27 protein-coding genes are annotated in these 22,720 nt (G+C 64.6%); 11 read left to right on the forward strand and 16 right to left on the reverse strand.

Features of this window, described 5'->3' with window-relative positions:
- Positions 1-133: 133 nt before the first annotated feature.
- Complete coding sequence (locus OVA00_RS24505; RefSeq protein ID WP_268089760.1) at positions 134-856, forward strand: DUF3313 family protein; 723 nt, start codon at positions 134-136, stop codon at positions 854-856.
- Positions 853-1,155, forward strand: a complete 303-nt coding sequence (locus tag OVA00_RS24510; RefSeq protein ID WP_268089761.1) for a hypothetical protein — start codon at positions 853-855, stop codon at positions 1,153-1,155. Before OVA00_RS24505 ends, OVA00_RS24510 begins: the two co-directional genes overlap by 4 nt.
- A 78-nt stretch (positions 1,156-1,233) precedes the next feature.
- On the opposite strand, the gene OVA00_RS24515 is transcribed toward OVA00_RS24510, so the two are convergent.
- Both OVA00_RS24515 and OVA00_RS24520 read right to left on the reverse strand, forming a co-directional pair.
- A complete protein-coding gene (locus OVA00_RS24515) occupies positions 1,234-1,782 on the reverse strand; it encodes a tetratricopeptide repeat protein (protein WP_082566327.1) in 549 nt (182 codons plus the stop codon).
- Between the two features lie 183 nt (positions 1,783-1,965).
- The gene (locus OVA00_RS24520; RefSeq protein WP_034788848.1) at positions 1,966-2,868 is read right to left on the reverse strand and encodes a metallophosphoesterase family protein; all 903 of its coding nucleotides are present in this window, start codon (positions 2,866-2,868) and stop codon (positions 1,966-1,968) included.
- A 110-nt stretch (positions 2,869-2,978) separates the two neighbouring features.
- Between OVA00_RS24520 and OVA00_RS24525 the strand changes: the two genes are divergently transcribed.
- Complete coding sequence (locus OVA00_RS24525; protein WP_060581736.1) at positions 2,979-3,446, forward strand: NUDIX domain-containing protein; 468 nt, start codon at positions 2,979-2,981, stop codon at positions 3,444-3,446.
- Between the two features lie 26 nt (positions 3,447-3,472).
- Here OVA00_RS24525 and OVA00_RS24530 read toward each other — a convergent pair whose 3' ends face one another.
- Entirely contained in the window at positions 3,473-4,450 is a 978-nt protein-coding gene (locus OVA00_RS24530; RefSeq protein ID WP_034788840.1) for a glutathione S-transferase family protein, read from the reverse strand.
- Between the two features lie 260 nt (positions 4,451-4,710).
- On the opposite strand from OVA00_RS24530, the gene OVA00_RS24535 reads away from it, so the two are divergent.
- Positions 4,711-5,256: a GNAT family N-acetyltransferase gene (locus OVA00_RS24535; protein WP_060518737.1), complete on the forward strand. Its 546-nt coding sequence runs from the start codon at positions 4,711-4,713 to the stop codon at positions 5,254-5,256.
- A 9-nt stretch (positions 5,257-5,265) separates the two neighbouring features.
- Here the strand turns inward: OVA00_RS24535 and OVA00_RS24540 are convergent, their stop codons facing one another.
- Genes OVA00_RS24540 through OVA00_RS24565 form a run of 6 tightly spaced genes read right to left on the reverse strand, consistent with a single transcriptional unit; the run spans position 5,266 to position 13,013 of the window.
- The gene (locus OVA00_RS24540) at positions 5,266-5,688 is read right to left on the reverse strand and encodes a GNAT family N-acetyltransferase (protein WP_090298447.1); all 423 of its coding nucleotides are present in this window, start codon (positions 5,686-5,688) and stop codon (positions 5,266-5,268) included.
- A gap of 6 nt (positions 5,689-5,694) precedes the next feature.
- On the reverse strand, positions 5,695-6,174 hold the full coding sequence (locus tag OVA00_RS24545) for a GNAT family N-acetyltransferase (RefSeq protein WP_162731785.1): 480 nt from the start codon (positions 6,172-6,174) through the stop codon (positions 5,695-5,697).
- The gene (locus tag OVA00_RS24550; RefSeq protein ID WP_268089762.1) at positions 6,171-8,240 is read right to left on the reverse strand and encodes a hypothetical protein; all 2,070 of its coding nucleotides are present in this window, start codon (positions 8,238-8,240) and stop codon (positions 6,171-6,173) included. The genes OVA00_RS24545 and OVA00_RS24550 overlap by 4 nt, the downstream gene beginning before the upstream one ends.
- Positions 8,241-8,250: 10 nt before the next feature.
- Positions 8,251-11,079: a DUF4159 domain-containing protein gene (locus OVA00_RS24555; protein ID WP_268089763.1), complete on the reverse strand. Its 2,829-nt coding sequence runs from the start codon at positions 11,077-11,079 to the stop codon at positions 8,251-8,253.
- Positions 11,076-11,996 (reverse strand): DUF58 domain-containing protein, encoded by a 921-nt coding sequence (locus OVA00_RS24560; protein ID WP_034788827.1) that lies wholly within the window; start codon positions 11,994-11,996, stop codon positions 11,076-11,078. The genes OVA00_RS24555 and OVA00_RS24560 overlap by 4 nt, the downstream gene beginning before the upstream one ends.
- 3 nt (positions 11,997-11,999) lie before the next feature.
- Positions 12,000-13,013: an AAA family ATPase gene (locus OVA00_RS24565; RefSeq protein ID WP_268089764.1), complete on the reverse strand. Its 1,014-nt coding sequence runs from the start codon at positions 13,011-13,013 to the stop codon at positions 12,000-12,002.
- 273 nt (positions 13,014-13,286) lie between these two features.
- Here OVA00_RS24565 and OVA00_RS24570 point away from each other — a divergent pair, with 273 nt between their 5' ends.
- Genes OVA00_RS24570 through OVA00_RS24580 form a run of 3 tightly spaced genes read left to right on the forward strand, consistent with a single transcriptional unit; the run spans position 13,287 to position 15,795 of the window.
- A complete protein-coding gene (locus OVA00_RS24570) occupies positions 13,287-13,910 on the forward strand; it encodes a DUF1285 domain-containing protein (RefSeq protein WP_034788824.1) in 624 nt (207 codons plus the stop codon).
- Entirely contained in the window at positions 13,907-14,539 is a 633-nt protein-coding gene (locus tag OVA00_RS24575) for a CoA pyrophosphatase (RefSeq protein ID WP_034788821.1), read from the forward strand. Before OVA00_RS24570 ends, OVA00_RS24575 begins: the two co-directional genes overlap by 4 nt.
- Positions 14,536-15,795 (forward strand): CCA tRNA nucleotidyltransferase, encoded by a 1,260-nt coding sequence (locus tag OVA00_RS24580; RefSeq protein WP_268089765.1) that lies wholly within the window; start codon positions 14,536-14,538, stop codon positions 15,793-15,795. Before OVA00_RS24575 ends, OVA00_RS24580 begins: the two co-directional genes overlap by 4 nt.
- A gap of 45 nt (positions 15,796-15,840) precedes the next feature.
- Here the strand turns inward: OVA00_RS24580 and OVA00_RS24585 are convergent, their stop codons facing one another.
- Positions 15,841-16,026 (reverse strand): DUF1059 domain-containing protein, encoded by a 186-nt coding sequence (locus tag OVA00_RS24585; RefSeq protein ID WP_034788815.1) that lies wholly within the window; start codon positions 16,024-16,026, stop codon positions 15,841-15,843.
- Between the two features lie 194 nt (positions 16,027-16,220).
- On the opposite strand from OVA00_RS24585, the gene OVA00_RS24590 reads away from it, so the two are divergent.
- Entirely contained in the window at positions 16,221-16,766 is a 546-nt protein-coding gene (locus tag OVA00_RS24590) for an adenine phosphoribosyltransferase (protein ID WP_034788812.1), read from the forward strand.
- A gap of 45 nt (positions 16,767-16,811) precedes the next feature.
- Here the strand turns inward: OVA00_RS24590 and OVA00_RS24595 are convergent, their stop codons facing one another.
- From OVA00_RS24595 to OVA00_RS24605, 3 genes are all read right to left on the reverse strand, one after another.
- The gene (locus tag OVA00_RS24595) at positions 16,812-17,024 is read right to left on the reverse strand and encodes a hypothetical protein (RefSeq protein ID WP_060518722.1); all 213 of its coding nucleotides are present in this window, start codon (positions 17,022-17,024) and stop codon (positions 16,812-16,814) included.
- Between the two features lie 138 nt (positions 17,025-17,162).
- Positions 17,163-17,633, reverse strand: a complete 471-nt coding sequence (locus OVA00_RS24600) for a MaoC family dehydratase (protein ID WP_089045006.1) — start codon at positions 17,631-17,633, stop codon at positions 17,163-17,165.
- Positions 17,633-18,085 carry a MaoC family dehydratase gene (locus OVA00_RS24605; protein ID WP_268090364.1) on the reverse strand — a complete coding sequence of 151 codons (453 nt, stop codon included), beginning with the start codon at positions 18,083-18,085 and terminating at the stop codon, positions 17,633-17,635. The genes OVA00_RS24600 and OVA00_RS24605 overlap by 1 nt, the downstream gene beginning before the upstream one ends.
- A 188-nt stretch (positions 18,086-18,273) precedes the next feature.
- Here OVA00_RS24605 and OVA00_RS24610 point away from each other — a divergent pair, with 188 nt between their 5' ends.
- The gene (locus OVA00_RS24610; RefSeq protein WP_268089766.1) at positions 18,274-19,380 is read left to right on the forward strand and encodes a hypothetical protein; all 1,107 of its coding nucleotides are present in this window, start codon (positions 18,274-18,276) and stop codon (positions 19,378-19,380) included.
- Positions 19,381-19,439: 59 nt separating this feature from the next.
- Here OVA00_RS24610 and ychF read toward each other — a convergent pair whose 3' ends face one another.
- Positions 19,440-20,543, reverse strand: a complete 1,104-nt coding sequence (gene ychF / locus OVA00_RS24615) for a redox-regulated ATPase YchF (RefSeq protein WP_268089767.1) — start codon at positions 20,541-20,543, stop codon at positions 19,440-19,442.
- 190 nt (positions 20,544-20,733) lie between these two features.
- Here ychF and OVA00_RS24620 point away from each other — a divergent pair, with 190 nt between their 5' ends.
- Together OVA00_RS24620 and clpS are read left to right on the forward strand one after the other, a co-directional pair.
- Positions 20,734-21,300, forward strand: coding sequence for a hypothetical protein (locus OVA00_RS24620; RefSeq protein ID WP_268089768.1), 567 nt, complete (start codon positions 20,734-20,736; stop codon positions 21,298-21,300).
- Positions 21,301-21,451: 151 nt separating this feature from the next.
- A complete protein-coding gene (gene clpS, locus OVA00_RS24625) occupies positions 21,452-21,763 on the forward strand; it encodes an ATP-dependent Clp protease adapter ClpS (protein ID WP_034788786.1) in 312 nt (103 codons plus the stop codon).
- Between the two features lie 58 nt (positions 21,764-21,821).
- Here clpS and OVA00_RS24630 read toward each other — a convergent pair whose 3' ends face one another.
- Positions 21,822-22,124 carry a DUF6958 family protein gene (locus OVA00_RS24630; RefSeq protein WP_060606726.1) on the reverse strand — a complete coding sequence of 101 codons (303 nt, stop codon included), beginning with the start codon at positions 22,122-22,124 and terminating at the stop codon, positions 21,822-21,824.
- Positions 22,108-22,668: a GFA family protein gene (locus tag OVA00_RS24635; RefSeq protein ID WP_226020610.1), complete on the reverse strand. Its 561-nt coding sequence runs from the start codon at positions 22,666-22,668 to the stop codon at positions 22,108-22,110. Before OVA00_RS24635 ends, OVA00_RS24630 begins: the two co-directional genes overlap by 17 nt.
- Positions 22,669-22,720: the final 52 nt, after the last annotated feature.

Consider the following 22,720-nt stretch of genomic DNA (forward strand, 5'->3'; position numbering starts at 1 on the left):
TCGCTTGCCCGCGGCCGTTAATCACGCGCTTCGTTACCGTTAACTGCAATGGTGGCCGGAGATCGCGTCAAAGTTCGGCCCGAATCTGGCCGGACCTCATGCACAACTGCAGGTCGACGTCGGGGATACGCCAATGAACGCACAGCATCGCAATGGCATGAGTATTGTCAGGTTTGTCGGGAGACATTGTGGCGGACGCCGCATTCGGGGAGGTGCGGCCGTCATTCGCACGGCTGCGCTGGTGCCTTTGTTTGCGGGGCTCGCCGCCTGCCAGAGCGCCCAGGTCATGGAAACGGGGTCTCTATCCTCCTACAAGGATTTCGTTGCCAGCGACGGGATGGTGACCAAGACGAAGTACCGGGTGGATTCTGCTGCCACCAAGAACGTCAAGACGGTGCATGTGATCCCGACGACCTTTGCCGCCACCGCGGATCTCGACAAGCTCGGGGATCCGCAAAAGAAGCTGGTGGCCACGGCGATCGACCGGTCGCTCTGCGAAGCCCTGAGCGAGCAATTCGACGTCGTGCCGATCTCCAAGCCCGCCGACATGGCGGTGCGCTCCGTGATCAGCAAGGTCAAATCGACCAATGCAGTCGTCGCCGGCGTGTCGACCGTCACCTCGGTACCGTCGCTCCGATCCCGGTTCCGCGCATTCCCATCGGCCTTGGAAGTCTCGCGGTCGAGGCGGAGGCATTCGACCCGATGGGCAAGCAGATCGCCGGGCTGGCATGGGCGCGTGGCGCCAACATCCTCACCAACGGGTCCCGCGCCTCGACGGCCGCCGACGCCTTCGAGCTTGCAGGCGACTTCTCAAGCGACTTCAGTGCTCTGCTCGAAAAATCGGGTGACCCGATGAAGTCCGATTTTGAGCTGCCGTCGATGAAGAACGTCAAGAACAGCGTCGCCTATGCGGTCACCGGCAAACCCACCGATCCGGATTGCGCCGTGTTCGGCAAGGGATCCGGTCTCGGCGGCATCGCCGGCGGCGCGCTCGGCCTGCCGCCGGAATGGTCGGAGAAGAAGAACGAGGCAAAGTCGATTGCTGACGGCACGACGGGAAGCGGTCCCTCAGCAGGCGGGGCGAAGGGAAATGCAGCCAAGGCAAGCGAGCCCAAAAAGAACGGGCCGGCGGCAAGCGGGTCGAAGAAAACCTAGCGTCCCAGTCCGTGTCCGTGTCCGTGGAACGTCGGATCGAGGCGGCGCCTGGCGCCGCCCGTCCATGTTACCGCCCGGTCAGTACTGGCGGACGCCGCCGAGCGACTGCAGCAGGGCGCGGTAAGCCCAGGTGTTTTCGCCGCCGCGGTCGCGGATCTCGACGAGTTGCACACGCGCTTCCTCGACGCGGCCCTGTTCGATCAGCGCCTGGCCCATGTAGGAGCGGGCGAGGATGTAGTTCTCGTCGGCCTGGAGCGCGCGTTTGTAGTACTGCATGCCGAGTTCCATGCGCCCGGCCTTGCGGTTGGCATAGCCGAGGTAGTTGAGCACCCGGGCGCTCTGCTGGTCCTTGACGGCGCCGAGCACCCTGATCGAATTTTCATACTGGCCGGCATAGGCGAGTTCGCGGGCAGCCTGGAACAGGATATCGTCGCCAAGGTCGCTCTTCTTGGCGTCAACGCAGGCCTTTTTCTTGGCGTCCCACACTTTGCCGTCGGTGCATTCGCTGGTCGTCTTGGTTTTCTTCGGCGGTTCGCTCGTATCCTCGCCGGCGGCCATCACCGCATGCGCCATGAAGCTGGTTGCCCCGGCGGCAAACAGGGCGAAAACGAGGTTCTTGTGGTTCATCATGCCATCTCCCATTGCTGGCGCATGACCGCGAAAGCCTCGCGCTGTTTCAAACGACTGCGTGTCCTGCATTCGCGCAGAGGCGGGCGCGCTGCCATGCGGCGGCGGACCGGAGTATGACGCAGCAGGGCCGGGGTTTATTCGCCGGGCGATGAATTTTCTGCGGAGGGAGGCTGCGTTCGGCTAGAAGCGTGTGGTTTCGGCGAGCGACACCGTGGTGGCATCGTCGTTGAGGGCATAGCGCTCGCGCGTCAGGTGCCAGTTTCCGGCTTCACCGGCGACGGTGAACAGGTTGTAGGCTGCCGGCGGCTTGTGGCCGCCAGGACCTTGCGAGGCCGAGGCGATGCCGACAACCGGGACAGGGGCATGCTGGCCCTTCAGCCAATAGACAGTGTTGAGGTGCGTGTGGCCGTGGATCACGAGTTCCGCGCCGCCGGACGAGATCGTCGCAGCAAAGCGGCGAATGCCGATCATGCGCTTGTGCATCGAGGTTGCGCCGCGGATCGGCGGATGGTGGATCATGACGATGCGGAAGAGCCCGGCTTCGCCGGCTTGTCTGAGCAGGTTGACGGTGGCGCGGGCCTGGCGTTGGCCGAAATAGCCGCTGGCGGCAAAGGGCGGGGTCGCAACGGCGGTTGAGCAGCCGATCAGTGCCACCGGGCCGCGCACGCGCATATAGGGAAAGCAGCGGTGCCGGTCATGCCAATGCGCCGGCGCATCGTCGCCGCGCATATAGGGATACCAGGCACGGGTGGTCTTCTCGTAGGCGCCCGGAACATAGGCGTCGTGGTTGCCCGGAACGACGGAGATGTTCTCCGGCTTGCCCGCATCCTCCAGCCATTCTGTCACCGCCTTGATCTCGAGCGAGGAGGCGAGATTGACGAGATCGCCCGTCATCGCCAGATGGTCCGGATCCTTCTTCTCGATGTCGGCCAGCAGGGTGTCGAGCGTACCGGTGAAGAGATGGCGGCTGCGGTTGCGGTGCCAGTTGACGAAACCGGTGATGCGCTTGGAAGCGAGTTCCCTGAGGGATAGCTCGGGCAAGGGCCCGAGGTGGACGTCGGAAATATGGGCGAGTTTGAACATCGACCCCGTCTAGCGCATATTCCGGCCGAGGGGAATCAGGTCGCCCGATGAATCGCGTGTGGCCGGGACGAGGAAGGAAAAAACGCCTGGAACAGGATCGGCCACCGGAGATGCGGCGCTGGTATCTCCGGCTGCTGATGTGGCTTGCGCATGGCTACTACGCTGTTGCGCGCGGCATGACGATGGGTGTGCGGGCGGCCTGTTTCGATGGCGAGGGCCGCGTTTTCCTCGTCCGCCACTCCTACCTGCCGGGCTGGCACCTGCCGGGCGGGGGGCTCGACCGCGACGAGGCCTCGATCGACGGCTTGCTGCGGGAGTTGCGCGAGGAGGGGAACCTCGAAGTTTCGGCGCCGCCGGTGCTCATCCAGGTCTACTACAACAGGCGCACGAGCCGCCGCGACCACGTCGTCTTCTACCGCTGTGACGGTGTCAGCCAGAGCGCGCCGAAAACGCCCGATCTCGAGATTTCCGAAAGTGGCTTCTTCGCACTGGACGCGCTGCCTGACGACACCACGCCGGCGACACGCCGCCGGCTTGCGGAACTTGCCGGCGACGTCGCAATCGATCGCTACTGGTAGCGATCGATTGCCCTTTCAGTGCAGTGTTACAGCGCCTCGCGGCCGTGCGGGGCGGTGAGGTCGAGCACCGGGCCCACCGGCACGACGCCGGTCGGGTTGATGGTCGTGTGGCTGCGGTAGTAGTGCTCCTTGATGTGGCGCATGTCGACCGTCTCGGCCACGCCCGGCACCTGATAGAGTTCCCGCAGATACCCTTGGAGGTTCGGATAGTCGGCGATCCGGCGGATGTTGCACTTGAAATGGCCGACATAGACAGGATCGAAGCGCACCAGCGTCGTGAATAGCCGCCAGTCGGCCTCGGTGAGGCGGCTGCCGGTGAGGTAACGGTGCGAGCCGAGGCGCTCTTCCAGCTTGTCCAGCCGCGCAAAGAGTGCCGTCACACTTTCCTCGTAGGCGGATTGCGTGGTGGCAAAGCCTGCCTTGTAGACGCCGTTGTTGACGTCATTGTAGACGTCGGTGTTCATCGCATCGATCTCGCCGCGCAGCTCTTCCGGATAGAAATCGAGCGTCGAGCCGGTCAGGCCATCGAAGGCGGAGTTGAACATCCGGATGATCTCGGAGGATTCATTCGAAACGATGGTGTTCTGCTTCTTGTCCCAGAGGACGGGCACGGTCACGCGGCCGGAATAGTTGGCATCGGCGCGGGTATAGACCTGCCACAGCGCCTTCGAGCCGAAGAGATGATCGCCGGTGCCGATGCCGCCGTCCTTGAATTCCCAGCCCTGGGTGAGCATCAGCGGATCGACCACGGAAACGGAGATCAGGTCCTCGAGCTTTTTCAGCTTGCGGAAGATCAGTGTACGATGGGCCCATGGACAGGCGAGCGAAACATAGAGGTGATAGCGATCGGCCTCGGCCTTGAAGCCTGCGTCGCCGCTCGGGCCGGCCGACCCGTCCGCCGTCACCCAGTTGCGGAACTGCGAAGCGCTGCGCTTGAAGTGGCCGTTCGTTGCCACCGTGTCGTACCAGACGTCCTGCCAGACGCCATCTACCAACCTGCCCATCGGACAAACTCCTTCATGATCGTTGCGTCAATAGATAGCGCTTCCAGCGACATTCGATAGGTGGCGAAATCGGAACAGTGCGTTTTAGGCTTTGACAGAGGGCAAATTTCTGCTATCGGCGATTTCACAACTTTTTTCGTGTCTGGAAGAATCCGCACAGATGATGTTCTCGGGAAACCTGCGACGACGCTGATGCTGCCAACGCCCTCATCGGGCGAAGCCATCCCTATGTCTGTTCGCATGCCTGGTTTCTCGATCTCATGAAAAAGCACGATCTCGTCTATCTGACCGAAGACGCGTCCCATGACGCAGCCATCGAAATCATCAACGAAGAAGCTTTCGGCCCCGGCCGGTTTGCCCGGGCGGCCGCGCGCATCCGCGAGCAGGGGCCGCATGACCGGTCGCTGTCCTTCATCTGCGCCGACAATGGCGAGACGATCGCATCGGTCCGGATGACGCCGGTCATGGCGGGCTCGATCAAGGGCCACCTGCTCGGACCGCTCGCCGTCAGGCCGTCGCACAAGAACCAGGGCATCGGCCGGGAACTGGTGCGCATCGCGGTCGAGGCGGCGCGGCGCAAGGGCTCACACGCGGTGATCCTTGTCGGCGATCCGCCCTATTATCAGCCGCTCGGCTTCGAGAAGGTGCGTTACGCGGCACTCGAGTTCCCTGGGCCGGTCGACCCGGCGCGGGTGCTCGTCGTGCCGATGGCAGAGGGTGTGCATGCCGGACTTGCCGGCGTTATCGCCTGGCGGGATGATAGGCTGATGCAGGCGGAGCCGATTGCGTTGCCGCTTGCCGTCTGATCCCGGACCTTATCGCGCGACGAGCGATTTCTTCAGAAACACCCGGGTTCGGCCAACAGGGAAATCCGGCAGTTCACCGAAGGCCGCATAGCCCTGACGCTCGTAGGCGCGCAGGGCCTGCGGGTTGAAGGTGTCGATCCAGGCGCTGTGGCAGCCGCGATTGCGCGCTTCGTCCTCGGCCGCCTGGAGCAACTTGCCGGCAAGCCCCTGTCCGCGAAGATCTTCCGGTAACCACAGCCATTGCACGAATAGCCAGCCCCAGCCGGTGTAGCCGTTCAGGCCGCCGCGGGCTCCCTGTGCCTCGGGGCCGCCGACAAGGACGGCGAGGGGGCGTCGCTCCGACGGGCCGACGTCGGCGGCGTTGAAGGCTGCAAGACCGTTGCCGATTGCTTCGATCGCCTCGGGCGGCGGGGCGTCGGTGACGACGAACATCGGCCTTTACCTTTCGACACGGCGCATGCTGAAGACATCCAGGCGGTCTTCGCCGACATCCGTCTCGTCGAGCTGCCAGCCGAGACGCTCGTAGAAGGCGCGCTTGCCCGAGAGGGCGCAAAGATGCACGGCTTCGGCGCCGGTATCGAGCGCCGCCTGCGCTGCCTTCAGCACGATGTCGCCGCCGATACCTGCCCCGCGGAACGGCGGATCGACCCAGACGGCAGCAACCCACGGCGTGAGATCCGGTCGCTCCTCAAGATCGGAGGCGATGACCGAGGCGGTGCCGACGAAACGGTCGCCGGCATGCGCCACCAGACACAGCGGCTCGGCATCGTCGGCAAGGCTCGCCTGAAGCAGGCCGGTAATGTGTTCCAGCGGGAAGCCGTGCGGCTCCCACCAGGCGCGCCAGACGCGGTCGGCCACGGCATCGAAGAAATGCGGTGCGTCGCGAAGGTCGCTGACGACGATGCTGCTGTCGCTCATCGTCCCTCGCGATACCAGGTGGCGGAAATCAGCAGCAGCAGCGCCGCAAGACCAAGGAAGCCGGTAAACAGCGGCACTGAATTGACGCCCTTCAGCACGGTTTCGTCGGTCATGCGGATCGAGAGCCGCTGGTCGTCTGCCGCTCGGATCGAGCCCCTGACCGGCAGAACCGTGGGCAGGTCGAGCGGTCCATCGGCACTTGCGAGGCGCTGCACGATGCCCTTGGTCTTTTCCGCCCAGGGACGCAGCTTGTCCTCGGTCGAGATCGCGGCCTTGAATTCCGGAGCGTTGGGGTCGCCGACATGGGCAAGGGCCGTAAGGTCGCCGTTCGACATCTCGAAGAGCCCGGTTTCCGTGGTGGCGACTTCGGCCGAGTAGAGGCCTGGCTGGCGTTCGGTCAGCTTGACGTCCTGCTTCCCGCCGGAGGGAGCGACTAGCGTCACCGGACCCGGATCGCCATCGATCGTCTGGCGGGTGACTTCGAGCGTCCGGCCGCGCGCGCGCGCCGTCAGCGCCTCTTCTTCCAGCGAGGGCTCCTGCATCAGCCAATGGGCGGTGCGGCGATAGAGCGACACGTGGGGTCCGCCGCCTTCGAAGCCGCGAGCCCAGAGCCAGCCCTGATCGGAGAGCAGCATGGCGACGCGGCCCTTGCCGACACGGTTGAGCACCAGCAGCGGTTTGCCGTCGGCCGCTTCCATGACCGTATGGCCCTGCGGTCGGTTGACGTCCACGGTGCGGAACCAGCGGCCCCAATGCGGCGGCTCGCTGTCGGAGCCTTCCAGACCGCGGGTCACCGGATGCTTCTTTCCTTCCTCCGACAGGCGCGGGAAGAAGGCCTTTTCGTTCATGACGCCCGTCGGCGCGGCCGGCAGCACTGCCTCAAGCGGTGTCGCTGCAATCGAATCGTCGCCGGCATGTTCGGGACCTGCCGCGATTAGCAGCGCGCCGCCGTTCTCCACATATTGCGCGATGTTGTCGTAGTAGAGGATCGGCAACAGACCGCGGTGCTGGTAGCGGTCGAGGATGATCAGATCGAACTCGTTGATCTTGTCGACGAAGAGTTCGCGCGTCGGGAAGGCGATCAGCGATAGCTCGTTGATCGGCGTGCCGTCCTGCTTTTCCTGCGGACGCAGAATGGTGAAATGTACGAGATCGACGGCCGCATCGGATTTCAAGAGGTTGCGCCAGGCGCGTTCGCCGGCATGCGGCTCGCCGGAGACCAAGAGCACGCGCAGGTTCTCGCGAATGCCGTCGAGCACGTGGACCGCGCGGTTGTTGGCCGTCGTCACTTCGCCGGGAACGGCGTCGACGGCGAATTCGAGCACGTTGTTGCCGCCGCGCGGAACGTTGAAGGCGAACGGCACGTCCGTGCCGGGCTCGGCCCGCTCGCGGGCGATCTCGTTGCCGTTGAGGCGGATCGTGACTTCGGCGCTGCCGCCGGGTGCCGCCCCGTCGTCGACCACCCGGAACGAGAGCTTCTGTTCCTCGCCGACGATGCCGAAGCGCGGCGGGTTGATCAGTTCGACACGCCGGTCGAATTCATCGGGCTTGCCGGTGATCAGCCCGTGCACGGGCGCGTCGAAACCGAGCGCGCGAGCGACATCGGGCACATCGTGGATCTGGCCATCGGTGACGAAAATGGCGCCGCCGATGCGCGCCGGGGGAACGTCAGACAGCGAGGAGGCAAGCGCGCCAAAGAGATTGGTCGACGGCGAGACATCTGCCGGATCGGTGTTTGCCTCGATGATGCGCGGCTCGATCAGCGGTATGGCCGCCAGCCGTTCCTTCAGGCCCTCGACGGCGCGATCGGTCTGCGCGGTGCGGTCGCCGTTCTGCTGGCTCTGGCTGCGGTCGACGACGACGGCGACGATGGTCGAGAGCGGATCGCGCAACTCCACGAAAATGGAGGGGTTGGCGATCGCCAGTCCGAGCGCTGCGAGTGCGGCCAGGCGCAGCCAGGCGCCGCGCACCTTCTGCCAGAGGCCAAAGGCGATGAACAGCGCCGCGATTGCGAGCAGCGGGACGAAGTAGATCCACGGGATCAGCGGGGCAAAGCCATAGGTCATCGATCGGCCCTCACTGTCCAAGCCTTTGCAGAAGGTCCGGCACGTGAACCTGATCGGCCTTGTAGTTGCCCGTCAGCATATACATCATGATGTTGACGCCGGCGCGGTAGGCATATTCGCGCTGCATCTCATCCGGCGGCACTGTCGGCAAGAGCGGCGCGCCGTTGACGTCAACGGCCCAGGCACCGGCAAAATCGTTGCCGGTGATCATGATCGGCGTGACGCCGTCGCCGCCGCGCACGGGGCGATTGCTGCGGTCTTCGTCGTCATTGGGGGCGGCCTCGACCCAGAGCTGGCTTTCCGCATAACGCCCGGGGAAGTTCGAAAGCAGATAGAAGGCCTTCGTCAGCACGTGGTCGGAGGGCACCGGCTCCAGCGGCGGAATGTCGAGCCCGCTCAGCATCGCCTGCAGGCGCTGCACGTTGGGACTGTCGCCGGCGTCCGACGGTGTCAGCGAGGAAAACTGGTCGCGCGTGTCGAAGAGCACGGTGCCGCCGTTGCGCATATAGGCGTCGATCCGGCTCATGACCCGGCTGCTCGGCATCGGGGCGGTGGCCGAAACCGGCCAGTAGATGATCGGATAGAAGGCCAGTTCGTCCTGTTCGAGGTCGACGCCGACGGGCGCTCCTGGTTCGAGCGCCGTCCGGTAGGTCAGATAGTTGCTGAGGCCGATGAGGCCCTGTTCGGAGAGGCGGTCGACCTCCTGCTCGCCGGTGATGACGTAGGCGAGATGGGTCGTGTCCAGCCGCTGCAGCGTCTGCTCGTCGCTCGGCTGGCTGTCCTGCGCATGTGCGATCGCCGGGGCGAGAGCGGCTACAAGGCCGAGCGTCGCAAGGCCAAGGGTTGCGACCAGTGCCGCGGTCGCGGCGCCGCGGCCTGCGCGCCGGCGCAGCCCGGCAAGACCGCCGGCCATGTAGAGAACGATCAGCGTATCGAGGACGAAGAGCGCCAGCGCCAGCCCGAAGAGGTAGGGTCGGATCGAGAAGGGCCGGGCGCCCTCCAGTCCTTCGGCCCGCGCTCCGACGAGATTGCCTGCAATCGGGGTGAGCTTGCCGCCGTCAGGCAGCAGATTGTTGGCGACGAAACCTTCCTCCGAGCCGTAGAGGCCGGGGGGCGTGTCGGCGGAAACGGTGGGCGCGATGCCGGGTGCGATTTCGAGCGGTCGAGCGCTGCCGGTGTCGCCGGTCAGTTCGCCGCGGGCGCTCACCAGGCGATAGGGGGGCAACGTCTGCGCCTTGCTTGGCTGATCGCCGGCAACGCCGCCGGCGCGCGACAGCTGGATGGAGCGGCGCAGCATGTCGACGAACGAGCCGGAGATCGGCAGGTTCGACCAGTTCGGATCGGCGCTCACGTGGAAGAGCACGATGCGGCCGCGGCCGCGCTCGGCGGTCGTCACCAGCGGTGTGCCGTCGGCGAGGTTGGCCCAGGTCCGCTCCGTGAGATCGGGTGTCGGTTGCGCCAGCACCTGGCGCTTTACCAGCACGTCACGCGGGCGTTCCAGTCCGGCAAAGGGGCTCGAGGACGGATAATCGGCAAGCGGCTGCGGTTCCGACCAGGAAAGCGCGCCGTCGAGCGTACGCTCGCCCTGCCGGAGCACGACCGGTACGAGCGGGTCGTCGGCGGGCGCGCCGGCGAGCCTCGGGCCGGCGAAGCGCACCAGCATGCCGCCATTTTCCAGCCAGCGCGTGACCAGCGGGTAGCTTTCGTCCGGCAAACGGCCGACGTCGGCCATGACGAGGATCGACGGATTTTGCGCCAGAAGCTCGGCGATTGCCTTCCCGACCGCCTCTTCGCGGGGTTCGATCAGGTCGGCATGCGGCTCGAGCGCGCGCTTGATGTAGTAGAGCGGCGAAAGCAGCGGCTGCGACTGATGAACCTCGCCGCTGAGCAGCGCGACCCGGCGGCGGCGGTTGCCGTCATCGAGCAAGTGCAGGCCGCCGGCCGTCGCCTGGCCCTCGATCGTCAGACGTGCGAAGTCGTTGCGCAGCTCGAAGGGCGCCTTCAGCAAGGCATCCGCCGTCGTGGCGCCCGTCGCGAAGCGAAGCTCGCCCTCGGCGATCGCCGTGCCGCGAATGTCACGGGCAAGCACGTAATAGGCGCGTGGCTCGCCGAGCGGCAGGCGCGAGGCGGTAACCCGCATTCCGTCGTTTTCGTTGGTCGCTGCCGTTAGCGCGATGGCGCTTTCCGCATTGCCCTCGACCCGGCGGACATTCGTAGCGCCGAGCTCTGCGATCTGCTGCATCGTCCCGCCATTCGACGCTTCGATGCCGTCGCTGAGGAAGGCGAGGGTGCCGGGCGGAGAGCCGGCAAGCGCGGCCTTTATGGCAGCGAGTGCCCGCTCTCGGTCGGCCGGCAGCGGTTGCGGCTGGGCGGCGGCCAGGCGGTCGCGCGCCGCGGCGGCGGAAGCGGGCGTCGCGTCGTGCTGGCGGTCGGTGGTAAAGACGATCGAAACGGGAAGCTCCTTGGCTTCCGCGTCGTCGATCAGCGCACCGGCGGCTTCGACCCGCTGGTTCCAGTCGGAGACTGTCGCCCAGCTGTTGTCGATGACGAGGGCAAGCGGACCGGCTGACGAAAGCGTGTTCTGCCGCGGGTTGATCACCGGATCGGCGATCGCAAGGATAAGGGCGGCGGCCATCAGCATGCGCAACAGCGTCAGCCACCACGGGCTTTGCGCCGGGGTCTCCTCACGCTTCATCACCGACGCGAGGATGCGCAGCGGCGGGAAGACTTCGGCCGACGGCCTTGGCGGCGTCATCCGCAGCAGCCACCAGATGACCGGCAGGGCAACCAGGGCGGCAAGGATGGCCGGATTGGTGAAGAGGAAGGCGAGGCCGCTCATAGCTGGCCTCCGTGGGTCGCGCGTCCCGGCATGCCGGAGAGATAGGTGTGCACGGCGACGAGCGCCTCGGAGGCGGGCCGGTCGGTCTTGTGCGGGGTGAAGGTCCAGCCGAGATGGCGCAGCGTCACGCCCAGCGTGTCGCGGCGGCCAATATAGGCGCGCTGATAGTCTTCACGCAGCACTTCGGCGCGGCCGGCGGTCAGCTTCTCGCCGGTCTCCGGGTCGGTGAATTCGGTCCGGCCGGAATAGGGAAACACTTCTTCGGCCGGGTCGGCGATCTCGACCACATGGCCGCGCAGGCCGCGTCTGGCCAGCGGGCCGAGGCGGTCCATGATCTTTTCGGCAGGATCGAGAAAATCGCCGATCAGCACGAGGTCGCTGGCGCTGCGGATCATTCCGGTTTCCGGCAGGCCCTCGGCAAGTGGGCTCAGCATGATGGCGGTCGCAAGCCGTTCGGCGGCGTTGCGCGCCGAGACCGGCTCCATGATGCCCGGGCAGCCGATGCGCTCGCCCGAGCGCGCGAGGATTTCGGCGAGCGCCAGCATCAGCACCAGCGCACGGCTCTCCTTGGACACGGTGCCGAGCTTCGACTTGTACATCATCGACGGCGAAAGATCGGCCCACAGCCAGATGGTGTGGGCGGCTTCCCATTCGCGGTCGCGCACGTAGGTATGGTCGTCACGGGCAGAACGCCGCCAGTCGATGCGCGACATGCTCTCGCCGTCCGAATAGGGCCGGAACTGCCAGAAATTCTCGCCGATGCCGCGCTTGCGCCGGCCATGCCAGCCGGAAATTACGGTGTTGGCGATCCGTCGCGCCTCGACCAGGCAATCGGGTACGAGCATGGCGCGCTGCTGCGCTCGTGAAAGCACTTCACTGGCGGGAGTACGCGAGACTATGTGCCCGACGGTGGCCATGCGTCAGCCTCTGGCCTGCTTCACCAGATCGGCGACGACGTCGCGCACGGTCATGCCTTCGGCGCGGGCGGCGAAGGTCAGCGCCATGCGGTGCTGAAGCACCGGTTCGGCCAGTGCCAGGATATCGTCGATCGAAGGCGCCAGACGGCCGTCGTAGAGCGCGCGGGCACGGGCGCAGAGCATCAGCGCCTGGCCGGCGCGCGGGCCTGGACCCCAGGCGACGTTCTTGTCGGTCGCGGCATGGCCGTTGCCGGGGCGGGCGGAGCGCACCAGCGAAAGGATGGCGTCGACCACCTTCTCGCCGACCGGCATCTGGCGGATGAGGCTCTGGATCTGCAGCAGCCGGGCGGCATCGATGACCGGGTGGGCGGTCGCTTCGCCGACACCTGTGGTTTCGAGCAGGATCTGCCGCTCGGCCGTAAGGTCCGGATAGCCGACGTCGACCTGCATCAGGAAACGGTCGAGCTGCGCCTCGGGCAGGGGATAGGTGCCTTCCTGCTCCAGGGGGTTCTGGGTCGCAAGAACATGGAAGGGCGCCGGCAGGTCCTTGCGGGCGCCGGCAACCGTGATGTGGTACTCCTGCATGGCCTGCAACAGTGCCGATTGGGTGCGCGGCGAGGCGCGGTTGATTTCGTCGGCCATCAGCAACTGCGTGAAGATGGGGCCGGGAATGAAGCGGAACGAGCGATGCCCGGCCCCGTCCTGGTCCATCACTTCGGAACCGAGAATATCCGACGGCATCAGGTCGGGCGTGAACTGTACGCGGCTGGAATCGAGCCCCAGCACGGTGCCGAGCGTGGCGACGAGCTTCGTCTTGGCAAGGCCGGGAACGCCGACGAGCAGCGCGTGACCGCCGGAGAGAACGGCAAGCAGGGTCTGCTCGACGACGCTTTCCTGGCCGAAGATGACTTTGCCGACTTCCGCACGCACCCGGGCGATTTCGCCCAGCGCACTTTCGGCCGCAGCGACAATCGCCTTCTCGTCGATCGCGTCAGCCGCGCCCTTCATCACACTCATGGTCATACTCCCCGGTCGCCCGTTGTTAAACCGAATCGCCCCTACAGCGCCGCGCGTCCTTATAGAGCGCGCCAGGCTCGCTGTAATATTGAGCCGCCGCATGACGCCTGTCCTTAGATCGATCCCGATTCAAGGAATCATGCGGTAGCCTGGATTTCAGTCGCCAAAATCCAATTTAGACCCTGCCGGACGGCTGACAAGTCGGCGCCGACGCACTATCTCGTGAGATATCAAAGGTCTCGATGCAAAATCGAGGTCAAACGGGACGGAACAATGGCAGAAGCCGAAATTCAGCAAACCGGCGATGCGGCCGGACTGGCGGCCCTGATTGCGCGTGCCGCCGGGCAGACCGGCGAAAAAGCGCGCGGCCTGCCACCGGTGGACCGCTGGAATCCGCCGTTTTGCGGTGACATCGACATGGAGATCCGCGCCGACGGAACCTGGTTCTATCTGGGCACGCCGATTGGCCGGCAGCCCTTGGTGCGGCTGTTTTCCACCGTTTTGCGCAAGGACGAGGATGGGCGCACCTATCTCGTCACGCCTGTGGAAAAGGTCGGCATCCGCATCGTCGATGCGCCCTTTGTCGCCGTCGAGATGAGCGTGACCGAGGGGGAGGAGGGGCAGGTCCTGACCTTCCGCACCAATGTCGGCGACGTGGTCGAAGCCGGGCCGGAGCATCCGCTGCGCTTCGTCATCCATGGCGAGAACCGCGAGCTGAAGCCTTACCTGCATGTGCGAGGGCGGCTGGAAGCCCTGGTGTCGCGGCCGGTCATGTATGACATCGTCGAGCTCGGCGAGACGGTTGCGATCGACGGCACCGAGATGTTCTGCGTGCGCTCGGGCGGTGCGGTCTTCCCGATCATGCCGGCAGCCGAGCTGGAAGCGCTTTCCCGATGAATGCACATCCCTTCTCAGCCGACGAGTTTCGTCGTCGGGCGCTGACCCAGATGGGTGGGCCGATCGAGACCTCCTGGCGCGAGCACGGCGACTTCCTGCTCAATCCGGGCATCGTGCCCTATCTGGAGACGCTGAAGCTCAAGGATGCCGCGGTCCTGGTGCCTGTTGTCGATGATGGCGACGATGCGACGGTTATCCTGACGCAGCGCACCACCAGCCTGCGCAAGCATTCCGGCCAGGTCGCCTTTCCGGGCGGTGCCGTGGACCCCGAAGACCGGTCGGTCGAAGTGGCGGCGTTGCGCGAGGCGCAGGAAGAGATCGGGCTCGATCCGCGCTTCGTCGAAACCATCGGCCGGCTTCCGCATTACATGGCCATGTCCGGTTTCCGCATCACCCCGGTGCTGGCGGTGGTCAAGCCGGGTTTCGAGCTCGTGCCCAACCCGGAAGAGGTCGAAAGCGTCTTCGAGGTGCCGCTGTCGTTCCTGATGAACCCCGGCAATCACGATCGCGGCAGTGGCCACTGGCAGGGCGAGGAACGGCATTTCTACCGGATGCCCTATGGCGGCCGCAACATCTGGGGTATCACCGCCGGAATTCTGCGCATGCTCTATGAAAGGCTTTATGCATGACCTCGGTTGCTGGCGAAGGCTGGTTCTCGACGCCTTCTCTGCGTCGCGTTTTCGATGTGCTCAATGTCGACGGCGGCGAAGTCCGGGTTGTCGGCGGCGCAGTGCGCAACAGCTTGATGGGCTTGCCGGCCGGCGATATCGACATGGCGACCACCTGGCGCCCCGACGAAGTCGCCGAGCGGGCGAAGGCGGCCGGCATCAAGGTGGTGCCGACCGGCATCGACCATGGCACGGTGACGCTCGTCATCGACGGCACGCCCTATGAGGTCACGACGCTTCGCCGTGACGTTGCGACCGATGGCCGCCGTGCGGAAGTGGCCTTCGGCACCGACTGGAAGGCCGATGCCGAGCGGCGGGACTTCACCATCAACGCACTCTACGCCAACGACCGCGGCGACGTCTTCGACGATGTCGGGGGGCTCGCCGACATCGAAACGCGGACGCTGCGCTTCATCGGCGATGCCAGCGAGCGTGTCGCCGAGGACTATCTGCGCATCCTGCGCTTCTTCCGCTTCTTCGCCCATTACGGCCGCGGCCGGCCGGATGCCGACGGCTTGCGTGCCTGTGCCCGTGCGCGCTCGAAGCTTGCAACGCTTTCGGCCGAGCGGGTCTGGGCGGAAACGAAGAAATTGCTTTCGGCCGATGATCCCGGCCGCGCGCTGCTCTGGATGCGCCAGGCCGGCGTGCTCACCGAAATCCTGCCGGAAACCGAGAAATGGGGCATCGACGCAATCCCGGAACTCGTTGCCGCCGAGCGGGCCTTCGGCTGGAAGCCGGACCCGCTTCTGCGCCTTTCCGCGATCGTGCCGCCGGATGAGGAGCGTCTGGAGGCGATGGCAGAGCGTCTGCGTGTCTCGAAGGCGGAGGCTGCCTATTTCAGCCGCTGGGCGAAGGCGCCTGCGGTCCCGGCGACGATCGTCGACACGGCATTCGATCGGTTGCTCTATCGTCATGGCGTGGAAGGGATCGTCGTAAGACTGCGACTGGCGCTCTCAACAGCGCGGCGCAAGTCGGAAGGCGACCCGGCGTTTTTGTCCGAGACCGCTTCGCTGCGGCGGCTCCTGGCACGGGCCGAGGCCTTCAAGCGGCCAAGCTTCCCGCTGAATGGCGGTGACGTGCTGAAGGCCGGCGTGCCGGCCGGCCCGCGTGTGGGGGAAATCCTCGGCGAACTCGAAAATCTCTGGATCGAGCGCAACTTCAATCTCGACCGGGCAAACCTCGTCGCCCGGCTCGAAGCCATGGTGCAGCCGTCCTGATCAGGCCGCCTTGGCCGGACGGCTTAAGCCGCCTTGGCCGGACGGCTAGGCCGCCTTGGACTCGTCGGTGATCCGGGCCTTGATGTTGTCGATCATGTTTTCGCGGATGACGGTCTCGCCATGCGTTTCACGCATGTGGTCGACGACGCGGCGCACGATTTCGGCATCGTTGTCGGCTCGGGTGTGCCATTCGCAACCCGGGACGAGGGAACCGCATTCAAACAGGCGCATGGTTGCTTCCTTCCCTGTGTAAGTTTGATGCGAGAGCGCGGCGCGCCGGTCGGGCGACCGCACGGTCAGAGTAGCATCAACCCCCGGCACGGCCAATTGTTCCCACCGAACGCGCGACAAGAAACCGTTATAGACAAGCGGGCCGATGGTGTTATGGGTTTGCGGTAACAAGAGACGCAAAGGCCCTTTTGCCCATGACCTCCACCGTTCAATCGGAACTGATTGCCGCCATCCGGAACATTCCTGACTATCCGAAGCCGGGCGTGATGTTTCGCGATATCACCACGTTGCTCGGCAATCCGCGCGCCTTCCGCCGCGCGATCGACGAACTGGTGCATCCCTATGCCGGCACCAAGATCGACAAGATCGCCGGCATCGAGGCGCGTGGCTTCATCCTCGGTGGTGCGATCGCGCATCAACTCTCGTCGGGCTTTGTGCCGATCCGCAAGAAGGGCAAGCTGCCGCACGACACCGTACGTATCGCCTACAGCCTGGAATACGGCGTCGACGAGATGGAGATGCACAAGGATGCGATCCAGCCAGGCGAAAAGGTGATCCTGGTCGACGACCTGATCGCGACCGGCGGCACGGCGGAAGCGGCCACCAAGCTCTTGAAGCAGATGGGCGCCGAGATCGTCGCCGCCTGTTTCGTCATCGACCTGCCTGAACTCGGTGGGCGCAAGAAACTCGAAGCGCTCGGCGTCAATGTCCGCACGCTGATCGAGTTCGAGGGCCACTGATTGGTCGTTGCGGGATGGGTGCGGGAACCGCGCCCTTCCTTTGGCCTACATGCGGTTGATCGTCCGCAGCATCAATTGCACTTCGCGCTGGGCTGCCGGCGACAATGTCTCCACTTCGGTGAGCCAGAATTTTTCGGCTTCCGGCGGCTCGTCTTCCCAGCTTCTCACCGATGTTTCGTTATCATCGATGACGACGCGACGGTGACCGCCAAGACGCAGATATTCGTCCGCCAGTTCGCGGGCGTGGGTTTTTTCCATAGCCGCTCCTCCGCTAGCAATGGTCGCTGCCCGCAAGCCGCTCGGGCGCGGCCAAGGGCGCGCAACCTTTATCCCGAGAGTGTACACCCGGCGAAAGGCGATTTTAAGAAATGATGGTGTTTGGCCGGTTTCGTCCGGTTAGACGAACTCGATGACCTTGCTCTCGAAACGGATCACCGCCTCGCCGTGCTGGTTTTCGCCTTCGCACAGGATCGTGTTGACCCGCCAGCCGGGCTTTGAAGCAAGCGACCGGCTTTCAAGAAACGTGACGAAGTAGGTGACCGTGTCGTCGGCATAGACGGGCTTCAGCCATTTCAGGTCACGAAATCCGGGCGAGGGGCCGAGGTTCGGCGCCTTCAGGCCTTCGGCGGCAAGTCGCCGCTGCTCGTTTCGCCAGAACTTGACGAAGCACTGCATCCACCCGGCGCAGGTATGCCAGCCCGAGGCACAAAGGCCGCCAAACAGCGAATGCCGCGCCGCTTCCGCATCGAGATGGAAGGGTTGGGGGTCGAAGTCGGTGGCAAACCGGATGATGTCCTCGGCCGTAAAGGTCAGGCTGCCGATCACGGTCCGGCTCTTGGCCGCGTAGAATTCTTCCATCGTCATCATCAGGCTTTGCCCTTGTCGCGGCAGCGAAAGAGAACCGAGCATTCGGAAACCGCCACGGGTTCACCGGCCTGGTTATTGATTTCGTTTCGGAATTTGACGATGCCGAGATCGGGTTTCGACCTCGAACGGCGCGCCTCCAGCACAATGCTGAAGCCCGAGAGCACGTCGCCGGCAACGACCGGCCTCCTCCAATCCATGAAATCGATGCCGGGCGAGCCCTGGGACGTGGAGTTTCCCATGAAGGCGTCGAGCATCATGCGCATGCCGATGGCGCTGGTGTGCCAGCCGGAGGCGGCGAGACCACCAAGAATGCTGCGTTTTCCCGCTTCCTCGTCGAGGTGCATCGGCTGCTGATCGAATTCGCTGGCAAACGCGATCATCTCCGGTGGCTTCATCTCGACCGGCTTGTAGTCGAACCGCCGGCCTTCGGAAAAATCCTCGAAGTAGAGCATGCTTGCCTTGTCCCGTCTGATTTGTTGCCGCATTACCTACTGCATAATCTCCGGAAGCGGAATCGATTTGAGCGGAGATGCGCAACATCGCAGGTCGCTCGCGACGTTTCGCGGTTGCGCTTGGCTCTTGTCCATGCAACCAGCTGATAATCCGTCCCATCCGCTCGTGTCTTGACTGAGGAAAGCGCGTGACCGAACTGAACAGAGCGCTCGCGGGCGCAGCCGAAAAAGGCATCATATCCGCGCATCAGGTGCGCGATCTCGAAGTCTATCTGGCTGGTCGCGGCTTCCGTTTCGGACCGGCGGCATCGGATGCCGCGGCCGACAGGGCCGACGCCGCGCTCGATGCGCGGGCGGCGGAAGACAGCGAACAGCCGCGCTTCATCAGAGGCTTTCACGACATCCTGATCACCATCGGCATCGTGGTCGTGCTCATCGGCCTGTGGGGCCTGACCGGTCCGCTTGCAACGCTGCCGGTCATTCTCGTGCTTGCGGAAATTCTCGTGCGGCGCCAGCGTCTGGCGCTGCCTTCGGTGGTGCTGACGCTCGCGCTCGTCCATTGGGTCGCAATGACGTCGATGTGGCTGGTGGACGATCATGAGGACACCTGGCACCCGCTTACCTTCACCCTGGTCTACGTTGCTACCTTCCCGATCCCGCTGGCGCTGTTCTACTGGCGCTATCGCGTTCCGCTTGCGCTGGCCGGTCTGGTGCTGTCGATCGCGCTCACCTGCGTGGTGGCGGTCCTGCTCGCATTCGAGAGGGCCCTCGGTATCGACGTGGCCAACCCCGATTACGTCCTGCTGCTTCCATTGACCCTGCTCGTCGGGGCACTGGCTGTCTTCGCGATCGCCATGCGCTACGACGTTTCGGACCCGCAGCGGCTCACCACCCGTTCGGACATCGCCTTCTGGCTGCATCTCGCAGCCGCGCCGGCTCTGCTTTACTCGCTGATGGGACTGGTGTTCCTGGTCAATGGCGGTGCAACGTGGTGGGACGGACAGGCGAGCTTCAATCAGGCCGCTTCCGCCATTGTGATCGTCGCCGTGTTCATGCTGGTCGGGCTCGTCATCGACCGCCGCGCCTTCGTCACATCGGGGCTGTTGTCGCTGGGCGGCGCGATCTGGACCGTGCTGAGCAAGACCAATGCATCGCTCGACAGTTACGTCTTCATCGCCCTTGCGGTCGTCGGGGTAACGGTCTTGTTCATCGGCATTTTCTGGCAGCGGCTGCGCCGCATGGTCATCGACCTCTTGCCGGAAACGATAACGGCGCGGTTGCATGCCGCGCCGTAGTATCAAGTTCTGATGCGCTCTGATCCCGCGCCTTGAGTGCGGGATCAGACCGACAGGTCTTACGTGTTGAAGCGGAAGTGGATGACGTCGCCGTCCTGGACGACGTATTCCTTGCCTTCGTCGCGGGCCTTGCCGGCCTCCTTGGCGCCCACTTCGCCGCCAAGTGCGATGTAGTCTTCAAAGGCAATGGTGTTGGCGCGGATGAAGCCGCGCTCGAAGTCGGTGTGGATGACGCCGGCAGCCTGCGGAGCCTTGGTGCCGCGCTGGATTGTCCAGGCGCGCGTTTCCTTGGGGCCGACGGTGAAATAGGTGATGAGGTCGAGCAGCTTGTAGCCGGCACGGATCAGTCGGTCGAGACCGGCTTCTTCGAGACCGAGCGCGCTCAGGAACTCCTTGGCTTCTTCTTCCGGCAGTTGCGCCACTTCCGACTCGATGGCAGCGGAGATTACGACGCTTTCCGCCCCTTGCGCCTTGGCCATTTCGGCAACCGCGCGTGTGTGTTCGTTGCCGTCGACGGCATCGCTTTCCGCGACGTTGCAGACATAGAGAACCGGATGGGCGGTCAGGAGGTTGAGGCCCTGCAGGATGCGCAGTTCTTCGGCATCGAGCGTCGAAAGCAGCGTGCGGACCGGCTTGCCTTCCTGCAGAAGCTTCAGCGAGGCTTCCATGATCGGAAGCTGTGCCATCGAATCCTTGTCCTTGCCGCCGGCGCGCTTGCGGGTCTGCTCGGTGCGGCGCTCGAGGCTGTCGAGGTCGGCGAGCATCAGCTCGGTCTCGATCGTCTCGGCATCGGCGACCGGGTTGATGCGGCCTTCGACGTGGGTGATGTCGTCATCCTCGAAGCAGCGCAGCACGTGAACCACGGCGTCCACTTCGCGGATGTTGGCGAGGAACTGGTTGCCGAGGCCTTCGCCCTTCGACGCGCCGCGCACCAGGCCGGCGATGTCGACGAAGGAGATGCGCGTCGGGATGATTTCCTTCGACTTCGCGATGTCGGCAAGCTTGCGCATGCGCGGATCCGGCACCGCCACTTCGCCGGTGTTCGGCTCGATGGTGCAGAAGGGATAGTTGGCCGCTTGCGCCGCTGCCGTCTTGGTGAGTGCATTGAAGAGCGTGGACTTGCCGACGTTCGGCAGTCCGACAATACCGCATTTGAAGCCCATGGGGTCTCGTCCGTATCTTAAAATTCCGTTGGCGTGGCTATGCGGGAAGGGCGCTCTCCGGTCAAGGGCGCAGGCCCTGTTCACGGTAAATAAGGGGTCGAGGCCGTTGAACGCGTGCTCTTCGGGCCGCATATGCGCTCGGATTTTCGCCGGCCCTGTTCGGCGGCCAAGAAATTGAGGAGCCCCCGCATTGATCGACCAGAAGTTCTTGTTTCCGCGCGTGCCGGTTGCCGTCGTCGATATTGGCGACACACTCGAGGCGCTGTTGATCCGCGCGACGCTCGAAAGCATGGGCGCCGTCGTCACGCTGCATCTGCCGGGGACACCAGGCGATTTCCTGACCTTGCTCGCCGGCGGCGAGCTCGTTCACCAGCACCTGATCATTTCCGGCCACGGCGACGAGAACGGCTTCTTCTTTGGCGAATACATCGAGGAAATAGACACCTCGATGCTGATCGAGGGCAGCCTGCCGCCCGCCGTTATCGCCGAACATGCCAGGCTTGACGGCAAGATCGTGCTCAGCACCTGCTGCGAGACCGGTGGCAAGCGCTATGGCGATGCCTTTGTCAAAAAGGGAGGGGCGGCCCTCTACGTTGCGCCTGACGGCTCGCCGGAGGGGGCGGACGCCCCGCTTTTCGTGCATTGCTTCTTCCATGCGCTGCTGGCGCGCAAGCAAGAGGCAAGGGCGGCGCTGGAAAAAGCCCGCTCCTATGACGAAGCAGCAGCGATGTTCGTCGGCCATTGGGGGAGGCGCTGATCTCCGCCTGCGTCCGTGCGCTCGCTTTTGCTTGATCGGCACCTGCGCCCGTAGGATAGTGCGCCTTCGGCGCCGGTGCGTCTGACGGTGCGCCGAGGCGGTTCTGCCCCGCGGTGGTGCCGGCCAATCTGTCATCAACGGGGTGGTTCCGATGAGTGACAACGAGGTTGCCAGAAAAGTCAAAGTGAGGGTGAAGCCGAAGCTCGATCGGCCGAAGCTTTACAGGGTCATGCTGCTCAATGACGATTACACGCCGCGCGAGTTCGTCGTCGGCGTGCTCAAGGCCGTGTTCCATATGAGCGAGGAGGCGGGCTACCGGGTGATGATGACGGCCCACAAGATGGGGAGCTGCGTGGTGGTCGTCTGCGCCCGCGACATCGCCGAAACCAAGGCCAAGGAAGCAACCGATCTCGCCAAGGAAGCGGGTTTCCCGCTGCTTTTCACCACCGAGCCAGAGGACTAGCAGGCCTCATGAATAGTGAGTGGCAGCCGGAGAACTGCCCGGCGGCCATCGGCCTGCCTCATGGCTTCCTGTGCAGGCGAAGCGGCTTGCTCGCTTCGCGCTCGATCGTGCCCTTGGCTTCGAGATCGAGCTGTACAGCCTTTAGCCACCAGCCCGCCTTCGCTCCGCCGGGGAAAAGGTCCTGCGGCAGCAACGGCAGGAGCTGCTCCTTCGCGTCCGCCACGGTCAGGCCCGGTGCTGAGGGCGGCAGCACCGCGAGCAGGGCTTCACGCATCGCCTCGTATTTCACCCGGTCGACACGGTACTTGTGGCCGGGCGAGACGATGTTTTCGATCTCGATCTTCTCAGCCTGGGATGCCATTGGCCTCGCCTTTCACATAGTCGATCTTCGGCGCCTTGAATCCCATCGCCGCCCAGGCGGTCAAAAGCCGCCACATGAAGCGGCCCGAATGTGTCTTGTAGCTCGGCAGCGTGTCGGCAAACTCGACGCCGGCCTTGCGATCCTTCGTCATCGTGCGCATTTCGAGCGGCGGCTGTTCGTCCGGGGCAAAACGCTGATTGTAGACGCTCAGCCAGTGACCGCCCTTGAATTCCAGGAACATGGCCGAGTTGCAGCAGCTGGCGATGACCCGGCGCGTCGGCGCTTCCGGCGTCAGCCGGTGTTCGCGCAGAAGGTCGCTGCCCCTGACGCAGCGGATCCGGTCCTTGCGGTAGAGCGCAAACCGCGTCGAGCCGTCGGCTTCCATGACCGGCGACGCCTCCGGCAAGGCCTCGAAACGCTCGCCGGCGGTGCGGCAACTGGTGCAGTAGCAGGCGGCGCCGACGATCGGCTCGCCGGCGGCTTCAAAGGCAACTAACCCGCAGCGGCAGGCGGCAATGCGATGTCTTTCCTGTGGTTTGGCCATGGCCATCTCCTGATCCGATTTCGCGAACTAGACTGGACCGTCCAGTTTGATT

Source organism: Ensifer sp. SL37, assembly GCF_026672675.1.
Lineage (GTDB): Bacteria > Pseudomonadota > Alphaproteobacteria > Rhizobiales > Rhizobiaceae > Ensifer > Ensifer adhaerens.